Here is a 23,955-nt window from a genome sequence, read left to right on the forward strand (position 1 = left end):
CCATGTTCAATCTCTCCAGTCAAGGCAGCGTAGGGCGCATTGTCCCGACCAACGCGGATATGCTTGAAGGTCTTCACATGGCCTGCGGCCGCCATATGGACGTGTCATTTCAGCCCGGAGTATTTTCCGAGTTGCTACGTCGTGAACTCATTCAATGTGAGCGCCGGCAATATACTGTCCGCAAACCGGCTGTTCAATGCGCCGGGGGCGCCTGGCTAACCCTCTCCGTTACGGAACGCGGCTATGCGGCGCTTGACTGGTTACTCAGCATCGCGAGATCGTCGCGGTGGGAACAGCGCCGGTCGGTTCCCTACGGCGACTAGCGCTGCACAGGCGGTTACACCCTGGTTCTCCAAGGAAGGGCGGCGTACTATCCTTCCGACCATCGTGCGGATTCGGGGTTTACGCTAACCGGTTGAGGTGCCAGCGTCTGGTGCGCCGCCGCAACTCCCGTCGCCGGCCTCGCTGAACACTTTTTTCGCCCCGCGCCGCTTCTACTTGCTCTGGCGCGACACGCGTCAATCCACTCCCGAACACCCTCCAAACCCTTTCCCAGCAAGGCTCCGACCGCAGCCGCCCGGTGCCCGCCCGAGACGGGTGTCGTATTTCCTCATGTGCTTGTCGCAAATAGTCGGCTAGGCGTACTTTTTTCTGGCAACTATGTATGCACAGCGCGGACGGAGGTCCGCCACCGCAGCAACTATCTTGCATGGGACTGGAGTAAGTGCTTTGCATGGGATCGGAGTAGCGAGTTTTGCATTGACAGCTAAAGCGCGAACTCCGGCCGACAACTAAAGCGTCAACTCCGGTCGACATAGGAGAGCATTCAATGAATTCCCCCAAGGTCGTGGTCGAAGGGCTGTGCAAAGTGTTCGGCACCAACCCGAAGCAGGCGATCGGCATGCTAGCTGGTGGCGCAACGAAAGAGGAAGTGTTTGCGCGCACCGGTCAGATTGTCGGCGTTCACAACGTATCGTTCGAAGTCAAGGAAGGCGAGATCTTCGTCTTGATGGGCCTGTCGGGTTCCGGCAAGTCGACGCTGATCCGTCTGATCAACCGGCTGGTCGAACCGACGGCCGGCAAGGTGCTGATCGACGGCCGCGACGTGGCCAGCGTACCGCGCTCCGAACTGACGGCGTTGCGCCGTAAGGACATGAGCATGGTGTTCCAGTCCTTCGCGCTGATGCCGCAGCGAACCGTGCTGTCCAACGCGGCATTCGGCCTCGAAGTGGCAGGCGTAGGCCGCAAGGAACGCGAAAAACGCGCAATGACGGTGCTCGAACAGGTCGGTCTCGCGCCGTTCGCGGAGAAACTGCCCGCGCAGCTCTCCGGCGGCATGCAGCAGCGCGTGGGTCTTGCACGGGCGCTGGCGGTCAACCCGTCGCTGATGATCATGGACGAGGCGTTCTCCGCACTCGATCCGCTCAAGCGCAAGGAAATGCAGAACGTTCTGCTCGATCTGCAACGCGAGCAGCAGCGCACCATCCTGTTCGTGTCGCACGATCTGGAGGAGGCGATGCGCATCGGCACCCGTATCGCGATCATGGAAGGCGGCCGGGTCGTGCAGGTCGGCACGCCGCAGCAGATCATCACCAATCCCGCCGACGATTATGTGCGCGCGTTCTTCGAAGGCATCGACACGAGCCGCTATCTGACCGCCAGCGATCTGATGCAGACCGACGCCGTGCCGCTCATGCAGCACTCGCCGCAGATCGACGCGTCGAGCGTGGCCGCCACGCTCAACGGCAGTGCCGACTACGCATTCGTGCTCGACAGCGAACGCAAGATTCGCGGTTTCGTGTGCCGCGACGCAATGGGCAGCGCTTCGCCGCAGCTCAATCAGATCGAATGCATTCGCCGCACCACACCGCTCGACGACGTCGTCGAACGAGTGGTGGCGAGCCGCGCGCCGCTGCCGGTTGTCGAGGCCGACGGCTCCTACTGTGGTTCGGTCAACAAGACGAACGTGCTGAACGTTCTTACGCGCCATCGGAGTTCCCATGTCTGAAGTCATTCCACTTGGCGCCTGGGTCGATCACGGCGTTCATTACCTGCTCGACCACGACGCAAAAACTTTCGATTCCATCGGTAAGGTCATCGAGAGCTTTGCCGCGGTGATCGAACACGGTTTGCAGGCCGTGCCGATGTGGGCGCTCATGGCGTTTTTTGTCGGCATCGGGCTGTGGCGGGTGGGCTGGCGTTTCGCGCTGTTCACGCTGCTCGCCATGCTGCTGATTTACGGCACCGGGTTCTGGGATCAGATGGTGATCACGCTCGGCCTGACCTTGTCTTCCACGTTGATCAGCCTGCTGCTCGGCGTGCCGCTCGGCATCTGGACCGCGAAGAGCCGCACCGTCGAGATGATCGTGCGCCCCGTGCTCGACCTGATGCAGACCATGCCGGCGTTTGTCTATCTGATCCCGGCCGCCATGCTGTTCGGGCTGGGCCGCGTGCCGGGGATTCTTTCCACCGTGATTTTCGCCATGCCGCCGGCGGTGCGTCTCACGTCGCTCGGTATCAAGCACGTGAACCGGGAAATCGTCGAAGCAGGGCAGGCATTTGGCTGCACGCCGTGGCAATTGCTCTACAAGGTGCAGTTTCCGAACGCGCTGCCTTCCATCATGACCGGCGTGAACCAGACCATCATGATGGCGCTTTCCATGGTGATCATCGCTTCGATGGTGGGCGCGGGCGGTCTCGGCAACGACGTGCTGGCGAGTATTCAGCGGCTCGATATCGGGCTCGGCTTCGAGAGCGGTCTTTCGGTCGTGATGCTCGCGATCATTCTGGACCGCATCACGGAGAGCTTCGGCCGGTCGCCGGGCATGGCGCGCGCGCCGTTGCTGTCCGGCTTGCGCAGCATCATGAAAGTGCGCCGCGAGCCGGCGGCGCAACACGGCTGAGCCGCCTATGAAGCGCGACGCGATCACGCCGGTCGAGCCCCAAGCCGATTCGCCGCTGTCCGGGCTCGCGCACTTCGGCTTCCTCACGCTGCCGAACTTTTCGATGATCGCGTTCACCAGCGCGGTCGAGGTTCTGCGCATGGCCAACTACGTGGGCCGCGCGCAGCACTACAGGTGGTCGGTGATCACGCCGGACGGCGAGCCGGCGCGAGCGAGCAACGGTATCACGGTGAAACCCACCACGACGCTGGCCGAAGCCGGCACGCCGGACGTGCTGATCGTCTGCGCCGGCTGGCATGTGCGCGATTACGTGGACGACACGGTGATTGCGTTGCTGCGCGACATCGCCGCAAAAGGCATTCCGCTCGGTGGTATCTGCACGGGGCCGTACGCGTTGCTGGCGGCTGGATTGCTCGACGGTTATCGCTGCACCGTGCACTGGGAAGACATGTCGCCGTTGCACAAGACCTACCCGCATGTGCGTTTTGCCGACGAACTATTCGTGATCGACCGCGATCGCATGACCTGCACGGGAGGCACCGCGCCGCTCGATCTGATGCTCAACCTGGTCGCCCTGCGGCTGGGCCATGCGGTTGCAGCGCAGGTGTCCGAGCAGTTTATCGTCGAGCGGATCCGTAGTTCGACTGACTATCAGCACATTCCCGTCGACGCACGGGTCGGTTTCTCGCGCGCGGAGTTGATCGAAGTAGTGCGGCTGATGGAAGCGAATATCGAGGAGCCTTTGTCGCTCGATGAACTCGCGCGGCTCGTGCATCTGTCGCAGCGTCATTTACAGCGCATGTTCAAGATGTTCCTGAACGTGTCGCCGACGCATTATTACCTGACGCTGCGTTTGCGGCGCGCGCGCGAACTGCTGCGCAACACGGATGCGTCAATTGCGCGCGTGACGGCGGTGTGCGGTTTTCATTCGCCGTGTCATTTCAGCAAGGCTTATCGTGCGCAATTCGGTCATGCGCCGAGCGTCGAGCGGCGTTTGTCCGCGTAATGCGCTGTGTCATGCAATGCATAAAAAGCCGCCCGAACCGGGCGGCGTAAAACAAATCGCTTCATCAACACCAGTCAAGCATCAATCACCCTGAGGGAACGCCATGAAACGTTTGTGGGCTGCGTCGTTGTGCGCGCTGTCTGTGTCGTCTGTCTTCGCTGCGGAACCTGCTGCCTGCCGCGACGTCCGCTTCGCCGATGTGGGCTGGACCGATATCGCGGCGACCACCGGGCTCGCGTCGACCGTGCTCGAAGGGCTCGGCTACAAGCCGACCAAGACGATCGCTTCGGTGCCGATTACCTTCGCGGGCGTGAAGAGCAAGCAGATCGACGTGTTCCTCGGCTACTGGTCGCCGACCATGGACCCGATGATCGATCCGTTCAGGAAGTCCGGCCAGCTCACGGTACTGCCCACGCCGAATCTGACCGGCGCGAAATACACGCTGGCGGTGCCGGATTACGCGTATCAGTCCGGCATCAAGACGTTCTCCGACATCGCTAAAAACTACGACAAGCTCGACGGCAAGATCTATGGAATCGAGCCGGGCAACGACGGCAATGCGTTGATCAAGAAGATGATCGACACCAATCAGTACGGGCTCGGCAAATTCAAGCTGGTGGAGTCGAGCGAGGCGGGCATGCTGGTTGAGGTGAACCGCGCGATTCGCGCGAAGAAACCGATTGTGTTTCTCGGCTGGGAGCCGCATCCGATGAACGTGCAGATGAAGCTCGATTATCTGTCCGGCGGTGACGACGTGTTCGGGCCGAATTATGGCGAAGCCAAAGTGCTGACGGTCACGCCGAGCGACTATTCGGCGCGCTGTCCGAATGTTGCGAAGCTGGTGTCGAACCTGCAGTTCACGACCGATATCGAGAATCACGTGATGCTGCCTATCATGAACAAGACCGACCCGAATAAGGCCGCGCGCGAATGGTTGAAGGCGAATCCGGCAGTGCTCGACAAGTGGCTGGCGGGGGTGAAGACTTATGACGGGAAGGATGGGTTGCCGGCTGTTAAGGCTTATGTAGCGGGGAAGTGAGGTTGGGTTGAGGATGGGGCGACGGATGGGCATTCGTTGGGATGCTTTTTACGTCGCCCTTTTTTCTCCGCTGTCTATTCAGGCCTTGACCGGCGGTTTCGTGGGTTGCTGGCGGATCAGTCATTTCCGCGTTGCGGTTCCTTGTCGTCTGACGGTTGCGGTTCAGTGTTCCTACGGGGTTTGTCGATGTTTGTCGACTCGCGTTGGATTCGGGGAATGGATGCCGTATTTTTAGGAGTTGTCGGATTTTTCGTTTGTTGCAGTCCTTATAGGGTGCTTGGGCTAGATCCAAGTACAACCAATAGGGACGACGATGATAAGAAACAGAATTAAAGAGAGTCCGGGCGGAGTGGCCGGCCGCCTGTTGGCCGCGCGCTTACACCGGGGGAGTGCCTGGCAAAGTCGTGTCCCTAAGCAACCTCAAATCGCCCGCGCCCGCCCCGGAAACGTCTCATCATAATCCCCGCTATCTTCCGCCTCCGCCGCGGTGCCGCGCTGCTCGCGATACATCATCGGCGGCAAACCGAATTGCTTGCGGAATTCACGGCCCAAATGCGAAGCATCCGAAAACCCGCAGCTCGACGCAATGTCGGCCACCGTCTTATCCGAACTCGTAAGCAACCACGCGGCGGTGCGCAAACGCACCTGCTTCGCGTAAGCCTGCGGCGCCTTCCCCGTCTGCGCTTTGAAAAGCCGCTCCAACTGACGCGGCGAAAGATCCAGCTTGCGCGCGAGTTCATCGAGCGATAAAGAACGACCCACGTGCTGTTCCATCAGCAGAATCGCGCGCTTCACCTTCGGATGCGCGGCCGGCGCGAGTCCCGGTGGATGCGGCTGCGGCGCATTGCCTTTCTGCATGTCGTCGACAAGCAGAATACGCAACGCCTTCTGCACCGTGGCGGTTTCGAAATGGCGCAACAATATCGCAGCAGCCACATCGATCGACGCGCGTCCGCCTGAACACGTAATACGCCGGCGGTCGATCACGAACAGCCTGTCGGCGACCAGCGCCTCCTCGTTGACCGACGGAAAGCGTTCGATGAAATCCCAGTAGTGAAACCAGCTCACGCAGATACGGTGGCCGTCCAGCACGCCCGCGCGCATCAGCGAGAACACCCCCGTGCACATGCCGACGAGCGTCGCATCGGCAGCGGCGGCGCGGCGGATGAAGGCAAGCGTCGCGTCATTCGCGGCGGGCCCGGAATGCAGCAGGCCGCCTACCACCACCACGTAATCGAACGGTTCGGCGGTGTCGAACGTTTCCCACGGCGTGATCTGAATGCCGCAGCTCGCTCGCACCGGAGCGAGGGTTTCCCCTATCACGCTCCACGAACAGCGCACCGGCTTGCTGAAGTCGCCTTCGTCCGCGGACAGGCGCAGCAGGTCGACGAAACCCGAGAACGCCGTCAGCGTGAAATTCGGCAACAGGATGATGCCGAAGCGGATGCGCTGCTTCGAAGTGCCGTCTATCGATTGAAGGGGAAGCGGTTCAGCGGAATTCATGCACGCAGCCAGCAAGGGAAAGGGTTGGATCAAGCATAGCACCGGGAATGAGGGGCGCCGCGCGCGTGCCGGGCGGCGCCGTGCCGCCAGCATCGCCAGCCGCAAGCCCGGCGCCTGTCGCAAATGCGTCAGAAGTCTTCGTAAATGCGCCGCGGCGCTTTGCCGGCGGCCCGCTTGACGCCACTATCCCACGGTCATGCCGTTTTTATTCTATCGATTCAAATTGACGTGCGGTGCAATAGGGGCAAATCCACCCACGGCATCGCAACGCACAAGGCACGCCATGAACGTCAGCGTCTTCGATCTGTTCAAGATCGGCATCGGTCCTTCCAGCTCGCACACGGTCGGGCCGATGATCGCTGCATGCCGCTTCGCCTCGCATATCGAAGACGCCAATCTGCTCGGCTTCGTGCGCAGCGTGAAGGTCGATCTGTTCGGCTCGCTCGGCGCAACCGGCAAAGGGCACGGCACGGACAAGGCGGTGCTGCTGGGACTCGAAGGCAATCTGCCCGATTCTATCGACCCGGACCTGATCGAGCCACGCCTGCAGACCATCCGCGCGACCAGACAACTGGTTCTGCTCGGCAAGCATGCCGTGAAATTCGACGAACGCGAGCATCTCGGCTTCTTCCGCAAGCTGATGCCGGGCGCGCCGGGTTCGGGCATCGTGCATCCGAACGGCATGCGCTTTCAGGCCTTCGACGAAAACGGTCAACTGCTGGTGGAGAAGGAGTATTACTCGATCGGCGGCGGCTTCGTGGTGAATCGCGAAGGCGATCGCGTGAACGGCGTGCGCGCCGGCGCCCAGGTGCCGTATCCGTTCCGTACCGGCGACGATCTGATGCGCGTCTGCCGCGAAACGGGCCTGTCGATCGCGCAGATCACGCTGCGCAACGAGTGCGCGGCGCGTCCCGAGCAGGAAGTACGCGAAGGGCTGCTGGCCATCTGGCGCGCCATGTCCGCTTGCGTCGAACGCGGCTGCAAGGTGCGCGGCGAATTGCCCGGCCCGATGCACGTGAAGCGCCGGGCCGCCGATCTGTGCGCGCAACTGCGCTCGCGGTCGGAAGAGTCGTTGCGCGATCCGCTCTCCATGCTCGACTGGGTCAACCTGTACGCAATGGCCGTCAACGAAGAAAACGCGGCGGGCGGGCGCGTCGTCACGGCGCCGACCAACGGCGCGGCCGGCGTGATTCCCGCCGTGCTGCACTACTACGTGAAGTTCATGCACGCGTCGAACGACGAAGGCATCGTCAACTTCCTGCTGACGGCCGCGGCGATCGGCATCATCTACAAGGAAACGGCGTCGATCTCCGGCGCCGAAGTGGGCTGCCAGGGCGAAGTGGGCGTGGCGTGCTCGATGGCCGCCGCGGCGCTCGCCGCCGTGATGGGCGGCACGCCGACGCAAGTGGAAAACGCTGCCGAAATCGGCATGGAACACAACCTCGGCATGACCTGTGACCCGGTCGGCGGGCTCGTGCAGATTCCGTGCATCGAACGCAACGCAATGGGCGCGATCAAGGCGCTGAACGCCGCGCGCATGGCGATGAAGGGCGACGGCCAGCATTACGTATCGCTCGACAATGTGATCAAGACGATGCGCGAAACCGGCGCCGACATGAAGACGAAATACAAGGAGACGTCGCGCGGCGGGTTGGCCGTGAACGTCATCGAGTGTTGAACAGTAACGAAGCATTAAGCACGAGTATCCACAAGGACCGACGATGAGCCGCTATTCGATATTCAGCCTGTTGCGCAACGGGATGTCGTATCACGAGAACTGGGAGCGACAGTGGAAGAGCCCCGAGCCCAAACGTGAATACGACGTCGTGATCGTCGGCGGCGGCGGGCATGGTCTCGCCACCGCGTATTACCTGGCGAAAGAGCACGGCGTGCGCAATGTCGCCGTGCTGGAGAAGGGCTGGATCGGCGGCGGCAATACGGCGCGCAATACGACCATCGTGCGCTCGAATTACCTGTGGGACGAGTCGGCCGCGCTTTACGAGAAAGCCATGCAGTTGTGGGAAGGGTTGTCGCAAGACTTGAACTACAACGTCATGTTCAGCCAGCGCGGCGTGATGAATCTCGCGCATACGTTGCAGGACGTGCGCGACACCGAGCGCCGCGTGAATGCGAACCGGCTGAACGGCGTGGACGCCGAATTCCTCACGCCCGCGCAGATCAAGGAAATCGAGCCGACCATCAATCTGAACAGCCGCTACCCGGTGCTCGGCGCGTCGATCCAGCGCCGCGGCGGCGTGGCGCGTCACGATGCGGTGGCCTGGGGTTTCGCGCGCGGCGCGGATCAGGCCGGTGTCGATATCGTGCAGAACTGCCAGGTCACGGGTATTCGCCGCAACGGCAGCCAGGTGGTCGGCGTGGACACCACGAAGGGTTTCATCAAGGCGAAGAAAGTCGCGGTGGTGGCGGCGGGCAATACGTCGACACTCGCCGACATGGCCGGCGTGCGGCTGCCGCTGGAGAGCCACCCGTTGCAGGCGCTGGTGTCGGAGCCGATCAAGCCGGTGGTCAATACGGTGGTGATGTCGAATGCGGTGCATGCGTATATCAGCCAGTCCGACAAGGGCGATCTGGTGATCGGCGCGGGCGTGGACCAGTACACGGGTTTTGGTCAGCGCGGCAGTTTCCAGATTATCGAAGGCACGCTCGAAGCGATCGTCGAAATGTTCCCGGTGTTCTCGCGGGTGCGGATGAACCGGCAGTGGGGCGGCATTGTGGATGTGTCGCCGGACGCCTGCCCGATCATCAGCAAGACCGATGTGAAGGGCCTGTATTTCAATTGCGGCTGGGGCACGGGCGGCTTCAAGGCAACGCCGGGTTCGGGATGGGCCTACGCACACACCATCGCGAAGGACGAGCCGCATCCGCTGAACGCGCCGTTCTCGCTGGACCGTTTCTATACCGGCCACCTGATCGACGAGCACGGCGCCGCCGCCGTCGCCCATTAACGCCACGCACTGGAGAACCCAATGCTGTTGATCGAATGCCCCTGGTGCGGGCCACGCGCCGAAACCGAATTTTCCTGCGGCGGCGAAGCGGACATTGCCCGTCCGCTCGACACCGACAAACTCAGCGACAAGGAATGGGGTGACTACCTGTTCATGCGCAAAAACCCGCGCGGCGTGCATCGCGAGCAATGGCTGCACACGCAAGGCTGCCGCCGCTGGTTCAAAGCGCAGCGCGACACCGTGAGCTACGAGATCCAGGGCTACGAGACGTTCGAGCGACCGCTGCTCGCGATGGACAGCAACGAGCCTAACGAACAAAACAAGGCACAAAACAAGGCACCGAACCAGGCACCGAACCAGGCACCGAACCAGGCACAAGAGGGCAAGGCACCATGAGCCAGAAAGACCGACTCCCCAACGGCGGGCGCATCAATCGCGCGATGCCACTGACCTTCACGTTCAACGGCCGCCAGTACCAGGGTTATCAGGGCGACACGCTGGCCTCCGCGCTGCTCGCGAACGGCGAGCATTTCGTGGCGCGTAGCTGGAAGTATCACCGACCGCGCGGCATCGTCACGGCGGGTGTGGAAGAGCCGAATGCCGTGGTGCAACTCGAAACCGGCGCATACACGGTGCCGAATGCGCGCGCCACCGAAGTCGAGCTGTACCAGGGACTCGTCGCCACCAGTGTGAACGCGAAGCCGAGCATCGAGAAAGACCGCATGGCGGTCAACCAGAAGATCGCGCGCTTCATTCCGGCGGGCTTCTATTACAAGACCTTCATGTGGCCGCGCAAATTCTGGCCGAAGTACGAAGAAGTGATCCGCGACGCGGCCGGTCTCGGCAAGGCGCCGGAACACACCGACGCGGACCGCTACGACAAGTGCTTTGCGCATTGCGACGTACTGGTGGTGGGCGGCGGCCCGACCGGCCTCGCGGCCGCGCACGCAGCCGCGTTGTCCGGCGCGCGCGTGACGCTGGTCGACGATCAGCCGGAACTCGGCGGCTCGCTGCTGTCGTGCCGCGCGGAGATCGACGGCAAGCCCGCGCTGAACTGGGTGCACAAGATCGAAGACGAACTGCGGCAAATGCCCGACGTGAAAATCCTGTGCCGCAGCACGGCGTTCGGCTATCAGGACCACAACCTCGTGACGGTCACGCAGCGGCTCACCGAGCATCTGCCGGTATCGCAGCGCAAGGGCACGCGCGAACTGATGTGGAAGATCCGCGCGAAACGGGTGATTCTCGCGACCGGCGCGCATGAACGGCCCATCGTGTTCGGCAACAACGATCTGCCGGGCGTGATGCTGGCGTCGGCCGTGTCGACCTATCTGCATCGCTATGCGGTGCTGCCGGGCCGCAACGCGGTGGTCTTCACGAACAACGACGACGGCTACCAGTGCGCGCTCGATCTGAAAGCGGCCGGCGCCCAGGTGACGGTGGTCGATCCGCGCGCGGGCGAATCGAAGGGCACGCTGCCGGCGCTCGCAAGGCGCTATGGCGTCAAGGTGATGAGCGGCACGGTGATCACTGCGGCACACGGCAAACTGCGCGTGGCTTCGGTCGAACTGGCGTCGTATCCGAACGGACAGGTCGGTGCGAAGCAAGGCGAGTTGTCGTGCGACCTGCTCGCCATGTCCGGCGGCTGGAGCCCGGTGCTGCATCTGTTCGCGCAATCGGGCGGCAAGGCGCACTGGCATGACGGGAAGGCCTGCTTCGTGCCGGGCAAGGCGATGCAGGCGGAAACGAGCATCGGTGCCTGTGCCGGCGACTTCACGCTCGGCCAGGGCATCCGCTTCGCGGTGGATGCGGGCGTCGAGGCGGCGCGCGCGGCGGGCTTCATCGTTGCACGCCCGAATCCGGTGCAGGTGGCCGAGATCACGGAAGCGAAGATGCAGCCGCTGTGGCTGGTCGGCGGACGCGAACTGGCTACGCGTGGGCCGAAGCAGTTCATCGACTTCCAGAACGACGTCTCCGCTGCGGATATTTTCCTTGCGGCGCGTGAAGGCTTCGAATCGGTCGAACACGTCAAACGCTATACGGCGATGGGTTTCGGCACCGACCAGGGCAAGCTCGGCAATATCAACGGCATGGCGATTCTCGCGCAGGCGCTCGGCAAGACGATTCCCGAGACCGGCACGACCACGTTCCGGCCGAACTACACGCCGGTCACCTTCGGCACGTTTGCCGGCCGCGAGCTGGGCGAGTTTCTCGATCCGGTGCGCAAGACGGCGGTGCACGAGTGGCACGTGGAAAACGGCGCTGCCTTCGAGGACGTGGGCAACTGGAAGCGTCCGTGGTACTACCCGAAAGCCGGCGAGGATCTGCCCGCGGCAGTGGCGCGCGAGTCGCTCGCGGTACGCACGAGCGTTGGCATTCTCGACGCCTCGACGCTCGGCAAGATCGACATTCAGGGCCCCGATTCGGCGAAGCTGCTGAACTGGGTCTATACGAATCCGTGGAGCAAGCTGGAAGTCGGCAAGTGCCGCTATGGCCTGATGCTCGACGAAAACGGCATGGTCTTCGACGACGGCGTGACCGTGCGCCTCGCCGACCAGCACTACATGATGACGACCACCACCGGCGGCGCGGCACGCGTGCTCACGTGGCTCGAACGCTGGCTGCAGACGGAGTGGCCGGACATGCGCGTGCGGCTCGCGTCGGTCACGGACCATTGGGCCACCTTCGCCGTGGTCGGTCCGAACAGCCGCAAGGTGCTGCAGAAGGTCTGCCAGGACATCGACTTCGCCAACGCGGCGTTCCCGTTCATGAGCTATCGCGAAGGCACCGTGGCGGGCGCCGCGTCGCGCGTGATGCGCATCAGCTTCTCGGGCGAACTCGCTTATGAAGTGAACGTGCCGGCCAACGTCGGACGCGCGGTATGGGAAGCGCTGATGGCCGCGGGCGCGGAATTCGACATCACGCCGTATGGCACCGAAACGATGCACGTGCTGCGTGCGGAGAAGGGCTACATCATCGTCGGCCAGGATACGGACGGTTCGATGACGCCGTACGACCTCGGCATGGGCGGGCTCGTCGCCAAGTCGAAGGACTTTCTCGGCAAGCGTTCGCTGACCCGTTCGGACACGGCGAAGGCCGGGCGCAAGCAACTGGTCGGCTTGCTTTCGGACGACCCGTCGTTCGTGATACCCGAAGGGTCGCAGATCGTCGCCGGACCGTTCCAGGGCGACACGGCGCCGATGCTCGGCCACGTCACGTCGAGCTACTACAGTCCGATCCTGAAGCGCTCGATCGCGATGGCGGTCGTGAAGGGCGGTCTCGACAAGATCGGCGAGACGGTCACGATTCCGCTTGCGAGCGGCAAACAGATTGCAGCGAAGGTTACCAGTTCGGTGTTCTACGACAGCGAAGGAGCACGTCAACATGTGGAATGAAACAAGAGGGACGGCGTCGGTCGTGGATCGCGCGGTCGGCAAACAGACTGGCGTGTGGCAGGAGTCGCCGCTGGTGGGCGCGGACGCGCTGCTGAAAAAACATCAGGCGACGGCATCCGCGGCGTTCAGGCTGGGCGAGCGGCCGTTTCTGGAACTGGTGAACGTGCGCGGCGATACACGTGATGCCGCATTCGTGCGCGCAGTAGAGAGCGTGATCGGCTGCCGTCCGCCTGAGAAGGCGAACACGGTGGCGCGCGGCAACGGCTACGACGTGCTGTGGCTCGGCCCGGACGAGTGGCTGGCGCGCTCGGCCGTCGCACACGACGCGACGCGTACCGCTCCGTTGCAGGCGAAACTCGGCGCCGCGTTCGCGGGTGTGTTCGCGTCGGCGGTGGATATCGGCAGCGGCTATACGGTGCTCGAAATCAGCGGCACGCGCACGCGCGAAGTGCTGTCGCGCGGTTGCCCGCTCGATCTGCATCCCAAACTGTTCGGCGAAGGGCTGTGTGCGCAGAGCCACTATTTCAAGGCATCGATCACGTTGCTGCCAACCGGCGCGAACAGTTTCGACATTGTCGTGCGCCGCAGCTTTGCGGACTACTTCGTAAAGATCATGCTCGACGCGGCCGAGCCGCTGATGTCGTAAGGCGCGGCGAGCGGCGGTTGCCAAACCGGACCGCTCGCGCCTTTCGCGCTGAATGACCGACATGACGTCGACACGTCTAGCCACCGCGCGTCTCACCGAGCGCGCGTGCCACGAGGGCGATGCCCATGCCGCGCTGGCGTTGCTCGACCAGAGCATCGTGCTGCGGCACCGGCGCATCGCGCTGATCCGTTATCTGCTCGCGCAACAACTCGGTGCGCCGCTGCAGGCGCGTCACCATGAATACGTCGAAAAAATCGCCGCACGGCTGAGTGCGGATACGCTCGCGCGCATTGCCGGCGCCGCGCGCGCACGTCTGCGAACGTAACTCACGAAACGCGCGTGTGCGGAACGACGCCCCCGTTCCATCCCGATGACGTATTTCTTCTATGTGGCCGATTTATGTCGGCGTCTACTGAAAACTCGCCGGAGTACCCACGCGGCAGCCGCCGCACCAACCAGGGGATGACATGTCTACTGCTTATCAGCCTCGCGCGAGCGCAGCCGCCCGACTCGAACGACTGCCGTTCTCCGGTTACCACCGGACCATTTTCATCATCATCGCGATCGCGTTCTTTTTCGATTCCGTCGATCTCGGCACGATGACCTTCGTGCTCGGCTCGATCAGGACGGAATTCGGCTTATCCACCGCGACGGCGGGTCTGGTGGCCAGCGCGAGCTTCTTCGGCATGGTGATCGGCGCGGCGATTGCCGGATTGCTGGCGGATCGCTTCGGACGCCGGCCGGTGTTTCAGTGGAGCATGGTGTTGTGGGGGCTCGCGTCGTATTTGTGTTCGACGGCGCAGAGCGTCGAAGCGTTGATCTTTTATCGCGTGCTGCTCGGTTTCGGCATGGGCATGGAATTTCCGATTGCGCAGACATTGCTGTCGGAGTTCGTGCCGGCAGCGTCGCGCGGCCGTCTGATTGCGCTGATGGACGGATTCTGGCCGCTCGGTTTCATTGCTTCGGGCGTGGTGTCGTACTTCGTGCTGCCGACGTTCGGCTGGCGCACGGAGTTCGCGCTGCTCGCGATTCCCGCGGTGTTCGTGCTGATCGTGCGCCGCGTGGTGCCGGAGTCCCCACGTTGGCTCGAACATCGCGGACGTTTCGGCGAAGCCGACAAGATTCTCGCGGAAGTTGAAGTGAAAGTGATGAAAGCGGCCGGGCTGAGCCAGTTGCGCGCGCCAGCGATGCTCGCCGAGCCGCCGGCCGCTCAGGGCACGGGCGCGTTCCGCGAGATCTGGAGCATAGCGTACCGGCGTCGGACGATCATGGTGTGGACCCTGTGGTTCTTCGCGCTGCTCGGTTTCTATGGGCTCACGTCGTGGCTCGGCGCGTTGATGCAGCAGGCCGGCTTCGCCGTGACGAAGTCGGTGCTGTACACGGTGCTGATTTCGCTCGGCGGTATTCCGGGGTTTATCTGTGCGGCCTGGCTGGTCGAACGCTGGGGACGTAAGCCGACTTGCATTGCGTCGCTTGCGGGCAGTGCGGTGATGGCTTACGTGTATGGACAAACCGCGCTGCACGCGCAGACGCCGACCTTGCTGATCTGCGCCGGGCTCGCGATGCAGTTCTTCCTGTTTGCGATGTGGGCGGTGTTGTACACCTACACGCCGGAGTTGTACGGGACTGGCGCGCGGGCGACGGGTTCGGGTTTCGCGTCGGCGATTGGCCGCGTGGGTTCGTTGATCGGACCTTATGTGGTGGGCGTGGTGCTACCGGTGTTCGGTCAGGGCGGTGTGTTCTCGCTCGGCGCGATGTGTTTTGTGATCGCTGCGGCGGCGGTGTGGATTCTTGGTATCGAGACGCGTGGGTTGGCGCTGGAGACGCTGGTGTCGGAGGCGGTTGAGACCGATGCGCGTGGGGTGTTGAGTCCGGTGCGGGATTGAAGGTTCACGGCTTGTGGATAGCGCGCACCATCACGCCGTTCCACGCGAACGCGACGCGGTTGTCGGCCATGCGGAAAACGGCCGTACAGTTCGCGCTGTCGAGCAACGTGGTGCGGGCGGGCAAGCCGACATCCGGTGGATAGACGTTGTAAAGCTCTTTCAGCTTGATGGCGCTGTCCACCTCGCTGACCACGAAGCCGTCATGCGGCGTGCAGGCCTGGTGATTGAATTCGATACGTGTCGGTGAGATGGCCAGAACCTTGCCGAGGATCTGTTTTGCCCCAGGAATGCCCGTTGAGATGGGGGCGTACGACACGACATCAGTCACCACCCATTTGCCGGCGAATCCAGCCGCCGATGGTACCGGCGCGGAGGCAGCCTGCTGCGCGTTAGCGAGTCCGGTCGCGAAGATGAATGCAACGGTCGCGCTCAACCGACGGATGCTCATTGGTCGGGTTGCCGGAAAGGAGCGGACTCGCGCATGCGGCGATTTACAGTCCTCGGCCGCGCTGCGCGGGTCCGGCTGGACTGCGACTCGATCTGAGCGGGGTGATCAATACGTTATTCATCGTCCGGGAAACGAGGGTCTTCATGAGTTGTACGCGAACGGCACATCTGAACTGCGGGCTCATGCCCCATCCTATTCAACGCGCGGCGTCGGCAAGCGCCGTCAGAATCTTATAAGCCACGCTCACCCGATCATCATTCGGAAAGTTCTTGTTGGCGAGCATGACGATGCCCAATTGCTTCTCCGGGACGAACGCCACATACGCGCCGAACCCATTGGTCGAACCGGTCTTGTTGATCCAGACATCCTGCCGAGGCGCGAGCGGTGGCTTGATCTCGACTGCGGGCGTTGCCTTTAAAGCCATCGTGGACGAATTGCCCGCCAGCAACGTCTTCAACGCTACCGGATACGCGTATTGCTCCCAGATCAGATCCTGGGTCAACACGCCTGCCTTGAAGTAACCGGTGTGCGTCTGCGTGATCGCGCGCTGCAACTTCGCGTCGAGCGGGAGCAGATTCATGTTGGCCTGCATGAAGCGCGTCATATCTGCGGCGGTGGACTTGACGCCGTAGGCTTCGTCGGATAGCACACCGGGCGCCATTCGGATCGGCGCGCCATCCTTTTTATAGCCTTGCGCGTAATCCGGCATCCGCGCTTCTGGGACGTCGATGTAGCTGTTCTTTAATCCCAGCGCGGGAAACATGCGCTGTTCCATCAGCAGCGTGAAATCCTGGCCCATGCTTTTCGCCGTGATCAGACCGAGCGTGCCGATGCCGGGATTGGCATAAGTCCGGCACGTGCCCGGCGCGCAACTGGGCCGCCATGCCTTGAAATACTGCATGAGTTCGTCGTTGTCGTGGATCTCGTCGGGCACTTGTAACGGAAGCCCGCCCGGCGTGTGCGTGCCCAGATTGATCAGCTTCACGTTGCCGAACTGGCTGCCCTGAAGCACAGGCAGATACTTGCCTGTCGTATCCGACAGCGAGAGATTGCCGCTGACTTGCGCATACGAAGCCAGCGTTGCCGTGAAAGTCTTGCTGATCGAGCCGAGCTCGAAAAGCGTGTCGCCGGTCACGGGCTTGCCGGTTTCCGTCGACGCCACGCCGTAGTTGTACACATAAGCCTTGCCCCCCGCGACGATGCCGACCGCCATGCCGTGAATACCGTCTTTCGCCATGAGCGGGCGGATCGCCGCATCGACCGTGCGTTGGATGCTGTCTTGCGTGACGTCGGCTGCGCGGCTCATCGAAGCGGTGGCGCACAATGCAAAGACGACGGTCGCCGTAAGGCTGAGGGCTTTGAACTTCATTGCTCGCGGTTCCTTGATTGTGTGTCTACGAATGAGCCCGCACTATCCGGCTTTTGCGCAGCGCTGACAATCGAGGATAAGTTGCGCGAGGGTAAAGAAAATCTTGTGCACAAGGACCAGCGTCACACCGTCGCGCTCTCCCGTTTGCGCGATGCCATGCCATTCGCCACGAAATAGGGCGTATCCACCCGCGCCAGCGCCTCGCGTCCGCGAATGCGGTCGGCTATCTTCTCCGCCAGCATGATGGTCGGCGCGTTCAGATTGCCGGTGGTGATGCGCGGCATGATCGAAGCATCCACCACACGCAGTCCTTGCATGCCGTGCACGCGGCCTTCGTTGTCGACCACGGCCATGTCGTCGTAGCCCATCTTGCAGGAACAGGACGGATGAAACGCTGTCTCCGCCCGCATGCGCACGAAGCTGTCGAGTTGTTCGTCGGTAGTCAGATCGGCGCCGGGATTCAGTTCGCGGCCGCGATAACGGTCGAGCGCCGGTTGCCGCATGATTTCGCGCGTGATGCGAATGCCGTCGCGGAACTCGCGCCAGTCGAGCGGATCAGCCATATAGTTGAACAGGATGCCCGGATGCGCGTTCGGATCGCGTGAGGTGAGCTTCACGCGGCCACGGCTCGGCGAGCGCATCGAACCGACGTGCGCCTGGAAGCCGTGCATCCTGATCGCGTTCGAACCGTTGTAATTGATCGCGACCGGCAGGAAGTGATACTGGATGTTCGGCCACAGATCCTCGTCGCGCGTGCGGATAAAGCCGCCTGCTTCAAACTGGTTGCTCGCGCCGATGCCGGTTCCGTTCAGCATCCATTCGAGTCCAATGGCCGGCTGATTCCACCACTGTAAAGCCGGATAAAGCGAAACCGGCTCCTTGCACTCGTACTGGATATACATCTCCAGATGGTCTTGCAGGTTCTCGCCCACACCCGGCAGATCGTGAACGAGCGGAACGTCCAGTTCGCGCAGCCACGTGGAACGGCCCACGCCCGAGCGCTGCAGCAATTGCGGCGAAGCAATCGCGCCGCTGCACACCATCACCTCGCGGCGTGCCTGCGCATTCAGCGCATTGCCATGATGCAGATACGCAACGCCGACCGCGCGCTTGCCGGAGAACAGCACGCGATCCGTCACGGCATGCGTGACGATGGTCAGATTGGGCCGCGCCTTCGCGCGATCCAGATAGCCGCGCGCCGTGCTGGCGCGCCGGCCGTTCGCCGTGACCGTGCGATCCATCGGGCCGAAGCCTTCCTGCTGATAGCCGTTCAGATCGTCGGTGCGCGGAAAGCCCGCCTGCACACCGGCTTCGACCATCGCGGCAAAGAGCGGGTTGTTGCCGGGCTTGCTCGTGGTGACGTGCACCGGACCGTCGCCGCCGTGGTACGCGTTCGCGCCCACGTCGCGCGTCTCGGCCTTGCGGAAATACGGCAGGCAATCCAGATAGGTCCAGTTTTCCAGGCCCGCGTGCGCGGCCCAGCCGTCGTAATCGAGCGCATTGCCGCGGATATAGCACATGCCGTTGATCAGCGACGAGCCACCGAGCCCCTTGCCGCGCCCGCACTCCATGCGCCGGTTGTTCATATGCGGCTCGGGGTCTGTTTCGTACGCCCAGTTGTAGCGGCGTCCTTGCAGCGGATAGGCGAGCGCGGCCGGCATCTGCGTGCGGAAGTCGAAACGGTAGTCGGGGCCGCCCGCTTCGAGCAGCAGCACGGTCACGTCCGCGTCTTCGGTGAGGCGCGAGGCGAGCACATTGCCCGCCGAACCTGCGCCCACGATGATGTAGTCGTATTCGTTCGCAGCCATCGCCCTGCCTCCTTAGAACACCGGTTGATACGGGCCGAGTTCGACCTGCACGGACTTGATGCGGGTGTAATGCTCGAGCGTGGTGAGGCCGTTTTCGCGGCCCACGCCCGATTGCTTGTAGCCGCCCACCGGCATTTCCGCGGGCGACTCGCCCCACGTGTTGATCCAGCAGATGCCCGCTTCCAGACGATGAATCACACGATGCGCGCGCGCCAGGTTCTCGGTCACGACGCCCGCGGCGAGCCCATAAGCGGTGCGGTTCGCGCGCGCGATGGTTTCGTCTTCGTCGTCGAACACGAGAATGCTCATGAGCGGGCCGAAGATCTCCTCGCGCACGATGCGCATGTCGTCATGGCAGCCGGTGAATACGGTCGGCTCGACGTACTGGCCGTTGCCGAAGTGACCTTCGGTGAGGCGCTTGCCGCCCGCTATGAGTCGCGCGCCTTCCTGCTTGCCGCTTTCGATGTATCCCAGCACTTTCTGCAATTGCGCGGCACTCACCAGTGGACCGAAGTTGGTATCGGCATGGGTAGGCGCGCCCACGCGAATGCGCTTGACGCGTTCCAGCACCAGCGTCTCGAAGCGTTCCAGCACGCTACGTTGCACGAACACGCGCGTGCCGTTGGTGCAAACCTGGCCGGAACTGAAGAAGTTGGCGCTCATCGCAATGTCGGCGGCGCGTTCGAGGTTGGCGTCGTCGAATACGAGGAGGGGGGACTTGCCGCCGAGCTCCATCGTCACTTCTTTCAGCGACGAGGCGCCCGCCAGCGACATCACCTTCTTGCCCGTTTCCACGCCGCCGGTAAACGAAATTTTCTCGATGTCCGGATGCGCGGCCAGCATCGCGCCGACACGTCCGTCGCCTTGCACGACATTGAACACGCCTGCGGGAACGCCGGCTTCGGTATAGATTTCGGCGAGCTTCAACGCCGACAACGGTGTGATTTCGCTCGGCTTGAAGATCATCGCGTTGCCGGCCGCGAGCGCGGGAGCCGACTTCCAGCAGGCGATCTGGATCGGATAGTTCCATGCGCCGATGCCCGCGCACACGCCAAGCGGCTCACGCCGCGTATAAACGAACGACGTGGGCCGCAATGGAATCTGTTGCCCTTCAATGGCAGTGGCGAGTCCCGCGTAATACTCGATCACGTCCGCGCCGGTGACGATATCCACCGCGAGCGTTTCCGCAATCGGCTTGCCGGTGTCGCGAGTTTCGAGCGCGGCGAGTTCGTCGTTGCGCTCGCGCAGAATCTCGACCGCGCGGCGCAGAACGCGCGAACGCTGCATGGCCGTGAGCGCGGCCCATTCGTATTGGCCTTCCCGCGCAGATTGCACTGCGCGATCGACGTCCGCCGCCGAAGCCTGCTGCACGCTCGCGAGCGTCTCGCCGGTGGCGGGGTCGAGCGTATCGAAGGTTTCGCCGCTGGTTGCGTCGACGTACGCGCCGCCGATGTAGAGGCGTTGTGTTGCGAATACCGCCATGATCTGCTCCTTTCTGAAGATGCCGGCGTTCTGCCTGTGTCGTGCCTGATCGTGCCTGGGGCCTTACTCGCGCGATGCGAGGACCAGATCGATATAGTCGTTGGCCGTGCGCAGCGCCGCTTTGGCGTTGAACGGTTCGCCCGACAGCGCACCGCGCAACCACAGTCCGTCGATCAGCGCCGCGAGGCCGCTTGCCGCGCGGCGCGCTGCCGCACGCGGCATGGCTTTGGAAAAATCCGCGCACAGGTTCGAATACAGCCGGCGCGTGTTGACATGTTGCAGCCGCCGCAATTGCGGCTTGTGCATGCTCTCGGACCAGAACGCGAGCCAGGTTTTCATGGCCGGGCCGCTGATCTGCCCGGCGTCGAAATTCGCGGCGACCACCGCGCGCAATTTCGAACGCGGGTCCGCTCTGGCCGCCCGGCGCCGGCGCGAGGTGGCCTGCCACAGATCGCGCAGCATGTGACGCATGGTGGCTTCGAGCAAACCGTCCTTGTCGCCGAAATAGTGGCTGACGATGCCGGTGGAAATGCTCGCGCGCTGCGCGACCGAAGCCAGCGTGGTCCCCGCGAGACCGGTCTGGTCGATCGTGAGAAGCGTGGCGTCGATCAGTTGCGCGCGGCGGATTTCGCGCATTCCGAGTTTTGGCATGGTGCTGGCGCGGTTGCTGGCATGAGAGTCGGGCGGCCTGCGCAAGACGAAAACAATCCGCCCGGGTGGATTCGAGTGGCCATAGTAGGTTTTTTATATTGAACGGTCAATCAATAAAAACCGGATTGCCGCGCCTCGAACACACGTTGCACCTCACGTGTCGGTTCCGGCCAAACTCATGTCGCGTTCGGACCATGCGCTTCATTCAGCGGGCGCTACGCTCGTTGAACGGCGTGCTGCAGGCAACTCGGCGAGTTGGGCGCGCCGCTCACAAGACATGGAGACAGACAAATGAGCAGCAATCGCGGCGTCGTGTATCTAGGGCAGGGCAAGGTGGAAGTGCAGTCGATCGACTATCCGAAGATGGTCGATCCGCGTGGCCGTTCGATCGGTCATGGCGTGATCCTGAAAGTGGTGAGCACCAATATTTGCGGCTCCGATCAGCACATGGTGCGTGGCCGCACGACCGCCGAGGTCGGGCTCGTGCTCGGCCATGAAATTACCGGCGAGGTGATCGCGATAGGTCGCGACGTCGAAACGCTGAAGATCGGCGATCTCGTCTCGGTGCCGTTCAACGTGGCCTGCGGGCGCTGCCCGACCTGCAAGGCGCAGCATACCGGCGTGTGCCTGAACGTGAATCCGTCGCGTGCCGGCGGCGCTTATGGCTACGTGGACATGGGCGGCTGGATCGGCGGTCAGGCTGAGTACGTGATGGTGCCGTACGCCGACTTCAATCTGCTGAAGTTCCCCGACCGCGCGCAGGCGCTGTCGAAAATCCGCGATCTCACGTGCCTCTCGGACATTCTGCCGACCGGCTATCACGGCGCGGTAATGGCCGGCGTGAAGCCGGGCGCGACCGTATATATCGCGGGCGCGGGGCCAGTGGGCATGGCGGCCGCCGCGTCGGCGCGCCTGCTGGGCGCGGCTTGCACGATCGTCGGCGATATGAACGAGGAGCGTCTCGCGCACGCGCGCAAGATGGGTTTCCAGACCGTGGATCTGTCGAAAGACGCTACGCTCGGCGAGCAGATCGAACAGATTCTCGGCAAGCCGGAAGTGGATTGCGCGGTGGACTGTGTCGGCTTCGAAGCACATGGCCACGGCAGCAGCGGTTCGCACGAGGAGGCGCCGGCCACCGTGCTCAATTCGCTGATGGAGATCACGCGTGCCGCGGGCGCGATCGGCATTCCGGGCCTTTACGTGACGGACGACCCCGGCGCCGCCGATGCCGCCGCGCGCAAAGGCAGCCTGAGCATCCGTTTCGGTCTGGGTTGGGCCAAGTCGCACTCGTTCCATACCGGACAGACGCCGGTGATGAAGTACAACCAGAACCTGATGCAGGCAATCTTGTGGGACCGCTTGCCGATCGCGGATATCGTCAACGTGACGGTGGTGTCGCTCGATCAGGCGCCTGATGGTTACCGCCAGTTCGATGGCGGTGCGCCGAAGAAGTTCGTGATCGACCCGCACGGGCTGCTGAAAGCGGCTTGATGGCGATATGAGACGTACGCGGGACTGCATGCGCGGTCTCGCACCGCGCTGTCATGCGGAATATGGATAGCCGGAAACGGTAAGGTGTGGTCCGGCAAAAAGCGTTGAGCAGGTTGCGTTCAGTGCGTTTCTGCAACTGGACAGCAAAGGCGAGCGGGGATGTCGGTCAACCGGCAATCAAGCCGCCAGCACCGGCACCGCAGCCAGCGACGGCGCCTGCTTGCGTCGTTCGCGCGTCGGCGCCGTGCCGAATGCGTCGCGATAGCTCTTGGAGAAGTGGCAGGCCGACTGGAAGCCGCACGCCATCGTGATGTGCATGATCGACATGTCGGTTTGCAACAGCAGTTCGCGCGCGCGCCGCAACCGCAGCGTCAGATAGTAATGCGTGGGCGTCATACCCAGATGTTCGCGGAACAGGCGCTGCAATTGCCGTTGCGACATGCCGGCGAGCCGCGCGAGTTCTTCGCGTGAGAGCGGCTCCTCGATGTTGTTCTCCATCAGCGCGATCACTTCGAAGAGCGACTTGTTGGCCGAGCCGAGCCGCGCCACGAGCGGCATTTTCTGTTGCGCGCTGGTGTCGCGCACATGTTCGACGATGAACTGCTCGGCAATCTGCGTGACGCGTGCGGTGCCGACGCGCGGTGTGATCAGGTTCAGCATCATGTCGAGCGGCGCCACGCCGCCGGTGCACGTAACACGATCGCGATCGATCACGAACAGTTCTTTCAGAAAGCGCGTGTCGGGAAACTCTTCCTTGAGCGCCGACATGTTCTCCCAGTGAATCGCGCACGCATAACCGGCCAGCAAACCGGCGCGCGCCAGTGCATAGGTGCCGGTGCACAGGCTGCCGAGCACGCTGCCCATGCGGGCGAAGCGGCGCAGTGCGGAAAGGTGCGCGGGGGTGGTCGCGCGCTGCACGTCGATGCCGCCGACCACGAACACGATATCCGGCCGACCGACGCATTCCACCGGCCCCGTATCCACCGACAAGCCGTTGCTGGCCATGACCGGCCCGCCCTCGGGACTCACGATCGACCAGCGGTAAAGCGTCTGGCCCGTCAGATAGTTCGCCATGCGCAGGACTTCGATCGCGTTGGTGAACGCAATCATGGTGAAGTTGGGAACCGGCATGAATGCGAAATGCGACAGCGACGCCGTGCGATCGGTGGACATGGGAGGAATGATTCCTTCGAATCTGTAATTTCGCGTCGCCGTGGGGAGCAGCGACTTCTCTAATTCTGAGGACTATGGCAACTACCGTGCCATCAGGCTAAACCCCTGGTTGGGTGTTGTTCCAGTCGGATAGCTAAACAAACAGCACCAGAACGGAGCTACCGGCATTTGTCCACGCACCTGAACTGC

At 62.8% G+C, this 23,955-nt stretch carries 20 protein-coding genes; 13 read left to right on the plus strand and 7 right to left on the minus strand.

The genetic code is table 11. The features are described 5' to 3' along the window. Window positions 1-2 precede the first annotated feature (2 nt). The 5 genes from PDMSB3_RS27010 to PDMSB3_RS27030 all read left to right on the plus strand — a co-directional run bounded on the left by PDMSB3_RS27010 (window position 3) and on the right by PDMSB3_RS27030 (window position 4,948). Window positions 3-323, plus strand: a complete 321-nt coding sequence (locus tag PDMSB3_RS27010; protein ID WP_165188292.1) for a hypothetical protein — start codon at window positions 3-5, stop codon at window positions 321-323. Between the two features lie 506 nt (window positions 324-829). Beyond that, window positions 830-2,008, plus strand: coding sequence for a quaternary amine ABC transporter ATP-binding protein (locus PDMSB3_RS27015; protein ID WP_165188294.1), 1,179 nt, complete (start codon window positions 830-832; stop codon window positions 2,006-2,008). Beyond that, window positions 2,001-2,903: a choline ABC transporter permease subunit gene (gene choW, locus PDMSB3_RS27020; protein WP_165188296.1), complete on the plus strand. Its 903-nt coding sequence runs from the start codon at window positions 2,001-2,003 to the stop codon at window positions 2,901-2,903. Before PDMSB3_RS27015 ends, choW begins: the two co-directional genes overlap by 8 nt. A gap of 7 nt (window positions 2,904-2,910) precedes the next feature. Next, window positions 2,911-3,909: a GlxA family transcriptional regulator gene (locus PDMSB3_RS27025; protein WP_165188298.1), complete on the plus strand. Its 999-nt coding sequence runs from the start codon at window positions 2,911-2,913 to the stop codon at window positions 3,907-3,909. A gap of 103 nt (window positions 3,910-4,012) precedes the next feature. Beyond that, a complete protein-coding gene (locus PDMSB3_RS27030; RefSeq protein WP_165188300.1) occupies window positions 4,013-4,948 on the plus strand; it encodes a choline ABC transporter substrate-binding protein in 936 nt (311 codons plus the stop codon). Between the two features lie 420 nt (window positions 4,949-5,368). On the opposite strand, the gene PDMSB3_RS27035 is transcribed toward PDMSB3_RS27030, so the two are convergent. Next, complete coding sequence (locus PDMSB3_RS27035; RefSeq protein WP_007177091.1) at window positions 5,369-6,451, minus strand: GlxA family transcriptional regulator; 1,083 nt, start codon at window positions 6,449-6,451, stop codon at window positions 5,369-5,371. Window positions 6,452-6,734: 283 nt separating this feature from the next. Between PDMSB3_RS27035 and PDMSB3_RS27040 the strand changes: the two genes are divergently transcribed. From PDMSB3_RS27040 to PDMSB3_RS27070, 7 genes are all read left to right on the plus strand, one after another. Continuing rightward, window positions 6,735-8,129 (plus strand): L-serine ammonia-lyase, encoded by a 1,395-nt coding sequence (locus PDMSB3_RS27040; RefSeq protein ID WP_165188302.1) that lies wholly within the window; start codon window positions 6,735-6,737, stop codon window positions 8,127-8,129. Window positions 8,130-8,172: 43 nt separating this feature from the next. Further along, window positions 8,173-9,417 (plus strand): sarcosine oxidase subunit beta family protein, encoded by a 1,245-nt coding sequence (locus PDMSB3_RS27045; RefSeq protein ID WP_165188304.1) that lies wholly within the window; start codon window positions 8,173-8,175, stop codon window positions 9,415-9,417. A 21-nt stretch (window positions 9,418-9,438) separates the two neighbouring features. Beyond that, entirely contained in the window at window positions 9,439-9,813 is a 375-nt protein-coding gene (locus PDMSB3_RS27050; RefSeq protein ID WP_165188306.1) for a sarcosine oxidase subunit delta, read from the plus strand. Continuing rightward, window positions 9,810-12,812 carry a sarcosine oxidase subunit alpha family protein gene (locus PDMSB3_RS27055; protein WP_165188308.1) on the plus strand — a complete coding sequence of 1,001 codons (3,003 nt, stop codon included), beginning with the start codon at window positions 9,810-9,812 and terminating at the stop codon, window positions 12,810-12,812. Before PDMSB3_RS27050 ends, PDMSB3_RS27055 begins: the two co-directional genes overlap by 4 nt. Further along, complete coding sequence (locus PDMSB3_RS27060) at window positions 12,802-13,458, plus strand: sarcosine oxidase subunit gamma (protein WP_007177096.1); 657 nt, start codon at window positions 12,802-12,804, stop codon at window positions 13,456-13,458. Before PDMSB3_RS27055 ends, PDMSB3_RS27060 begins: the two co-directional genes overlap by 11 nt. 61 nt (window positions 13,459-13,519) lie before the next feature. Next, complete coding sequence (locus PDMSB3_RS27065) at window positions 13,520-13,783, plus strand: hypothetical protein (protein ID WP_035516607.1); 264 nt, start codon at window positions 13,520-13,522, stop codon at window positions 13,781-13,783. A 142-nt stretch (window positions 13,784-13,925) separates the two neighbouring features. Next, window positions 13,926-15,344 (plus strand): MFS transporter, encoded by a 1,419-nt coding sequence (locus PDMSB3_RS27070; RefSeq protein WP_007177098.1) that lies wholly within the window; start codon window positions 13,926-13,928, stop codon window positions 15,342-15,344. 4 nt (window positions 15,345-15,348) lie between these two features. On the opposite strand, the gene PDMSB3_RS27075 is transcribed toward PDMSB3_RS27070, so the two are convergent. The 5 genes from PDMSB3_RS27075 to betI all read right to left on the minus strand — a co-directional run bounded on the left by PDMSB3_RS27075 (window position 15,349) and on the right by betI (window position 21,102). Then, the gene (locus PDMSB3_RS27075; protein WP_007177099.1) at window positions 15,349-15,792 is read right to left on the minus strand and encodes a hypothetical protein; all 444 of its coding nucleotides are present in this window, start codon (window positions 15,790-15,792) and stop codon (window positions 15,349-15,351) included. Between the two features lie 196 nt (window positions 15,793-15,988). Beyond that, on the minus strand, window positions 15,989-17,161 hold the full coding sequence (gene ampC / locus PDMSB3_RS27080; RefSeq protein WP_165188310.1) for a class C beta-lactamase: 1,173 nt from the start codon (window positions 17,159-17,161) through the stop codon (window positions 15,989-15,991). A gap of 122 nt (window positions 17,162-17,283) precedes the next feature. Continuing rightward, window positions 17,284-18,969 carry a choline dehydrogenase gene (betA, locus tag PDMSB3_RS27085; protein WP_007177101.1) on the minus strand — a complete coding sequence of 562 codons (1,686 nt, stop codon included), beginning with the start codon at window positions 18,967-18,969 and terminating at the stop codon, window positions 17,284-17,286. Between the two features lie 12 nt (window positions 18,970-18,981). Next, a complete protein-coding gene (betB, locus tag PDMSB3_RS27090; RefSeq protein ID WP_007177102.1) occupies window positions 18,982-20,451 on the minus strand; it encodes a betaine-aldehyde dehydrogenase in 1,470 nt (489 codons plus the stop codon). 63 nt (window positions 20,452-20,514) lie between these two features. Beyond that, complete coding sequence (gene betI, locus PDMSB3_RS27095) at window positions 20,515-21,102, minus strand: transcriptional regulator BetI (RefSeq protein WP_165188312.1); 588 nt, start codon at window positions 21,100-21,102, stop codon at window positions 20,515-20,517. 291 nt (window positions 21,103-21,393) lie between these two features. Between betI and fdhA the strand changes: the two genes are divergently transcribed. Beyond that, on the plus strand, window positions 21,394-22,593 hold the full coding sequence (fdhA, locus tag PDMSB3_RS27100) for a formaldehyde dehydrogenase, glutathione-independent (RefSeq protein ID WP_165188314.1): 1,200 nt from the start codon (window positions 21,394-21,396) through the stop codon (window positions 22,591-22,593). A 177-nt stretch (window positions 22,594-22,770) separates the two neighbouring features. Here fdhA and PDMSB3_RS27105 read toward each other — a convergent pair whose 3' ends face one another. Beyond that, window positions 22,771-23,766 carry a GlxA family transcriptional regulator gene (locus PDMSB3_RS27105; protein WP_165188317.1) on the minus strand — a complete coding sequence of 332 codons (996 nt, stop codon included), beginning with the start codon at window positions 23,764-23,766 and terminating at the stop codon, window positions 22,771-22,773. Window positions 23,767-23,955 lie beyond the last annotated feature (189 nt).

Source organism: Paraburkholderia dioscoreae, from assembly GCF_902459535.1.
Classification (GTDB): Bacteria; Pseudomonadota; Gammaproteobacteria; order Burkholderiales; family Burkholderiaceae; genus Paraburkholderia; species Paraburkholderia dioscoreae.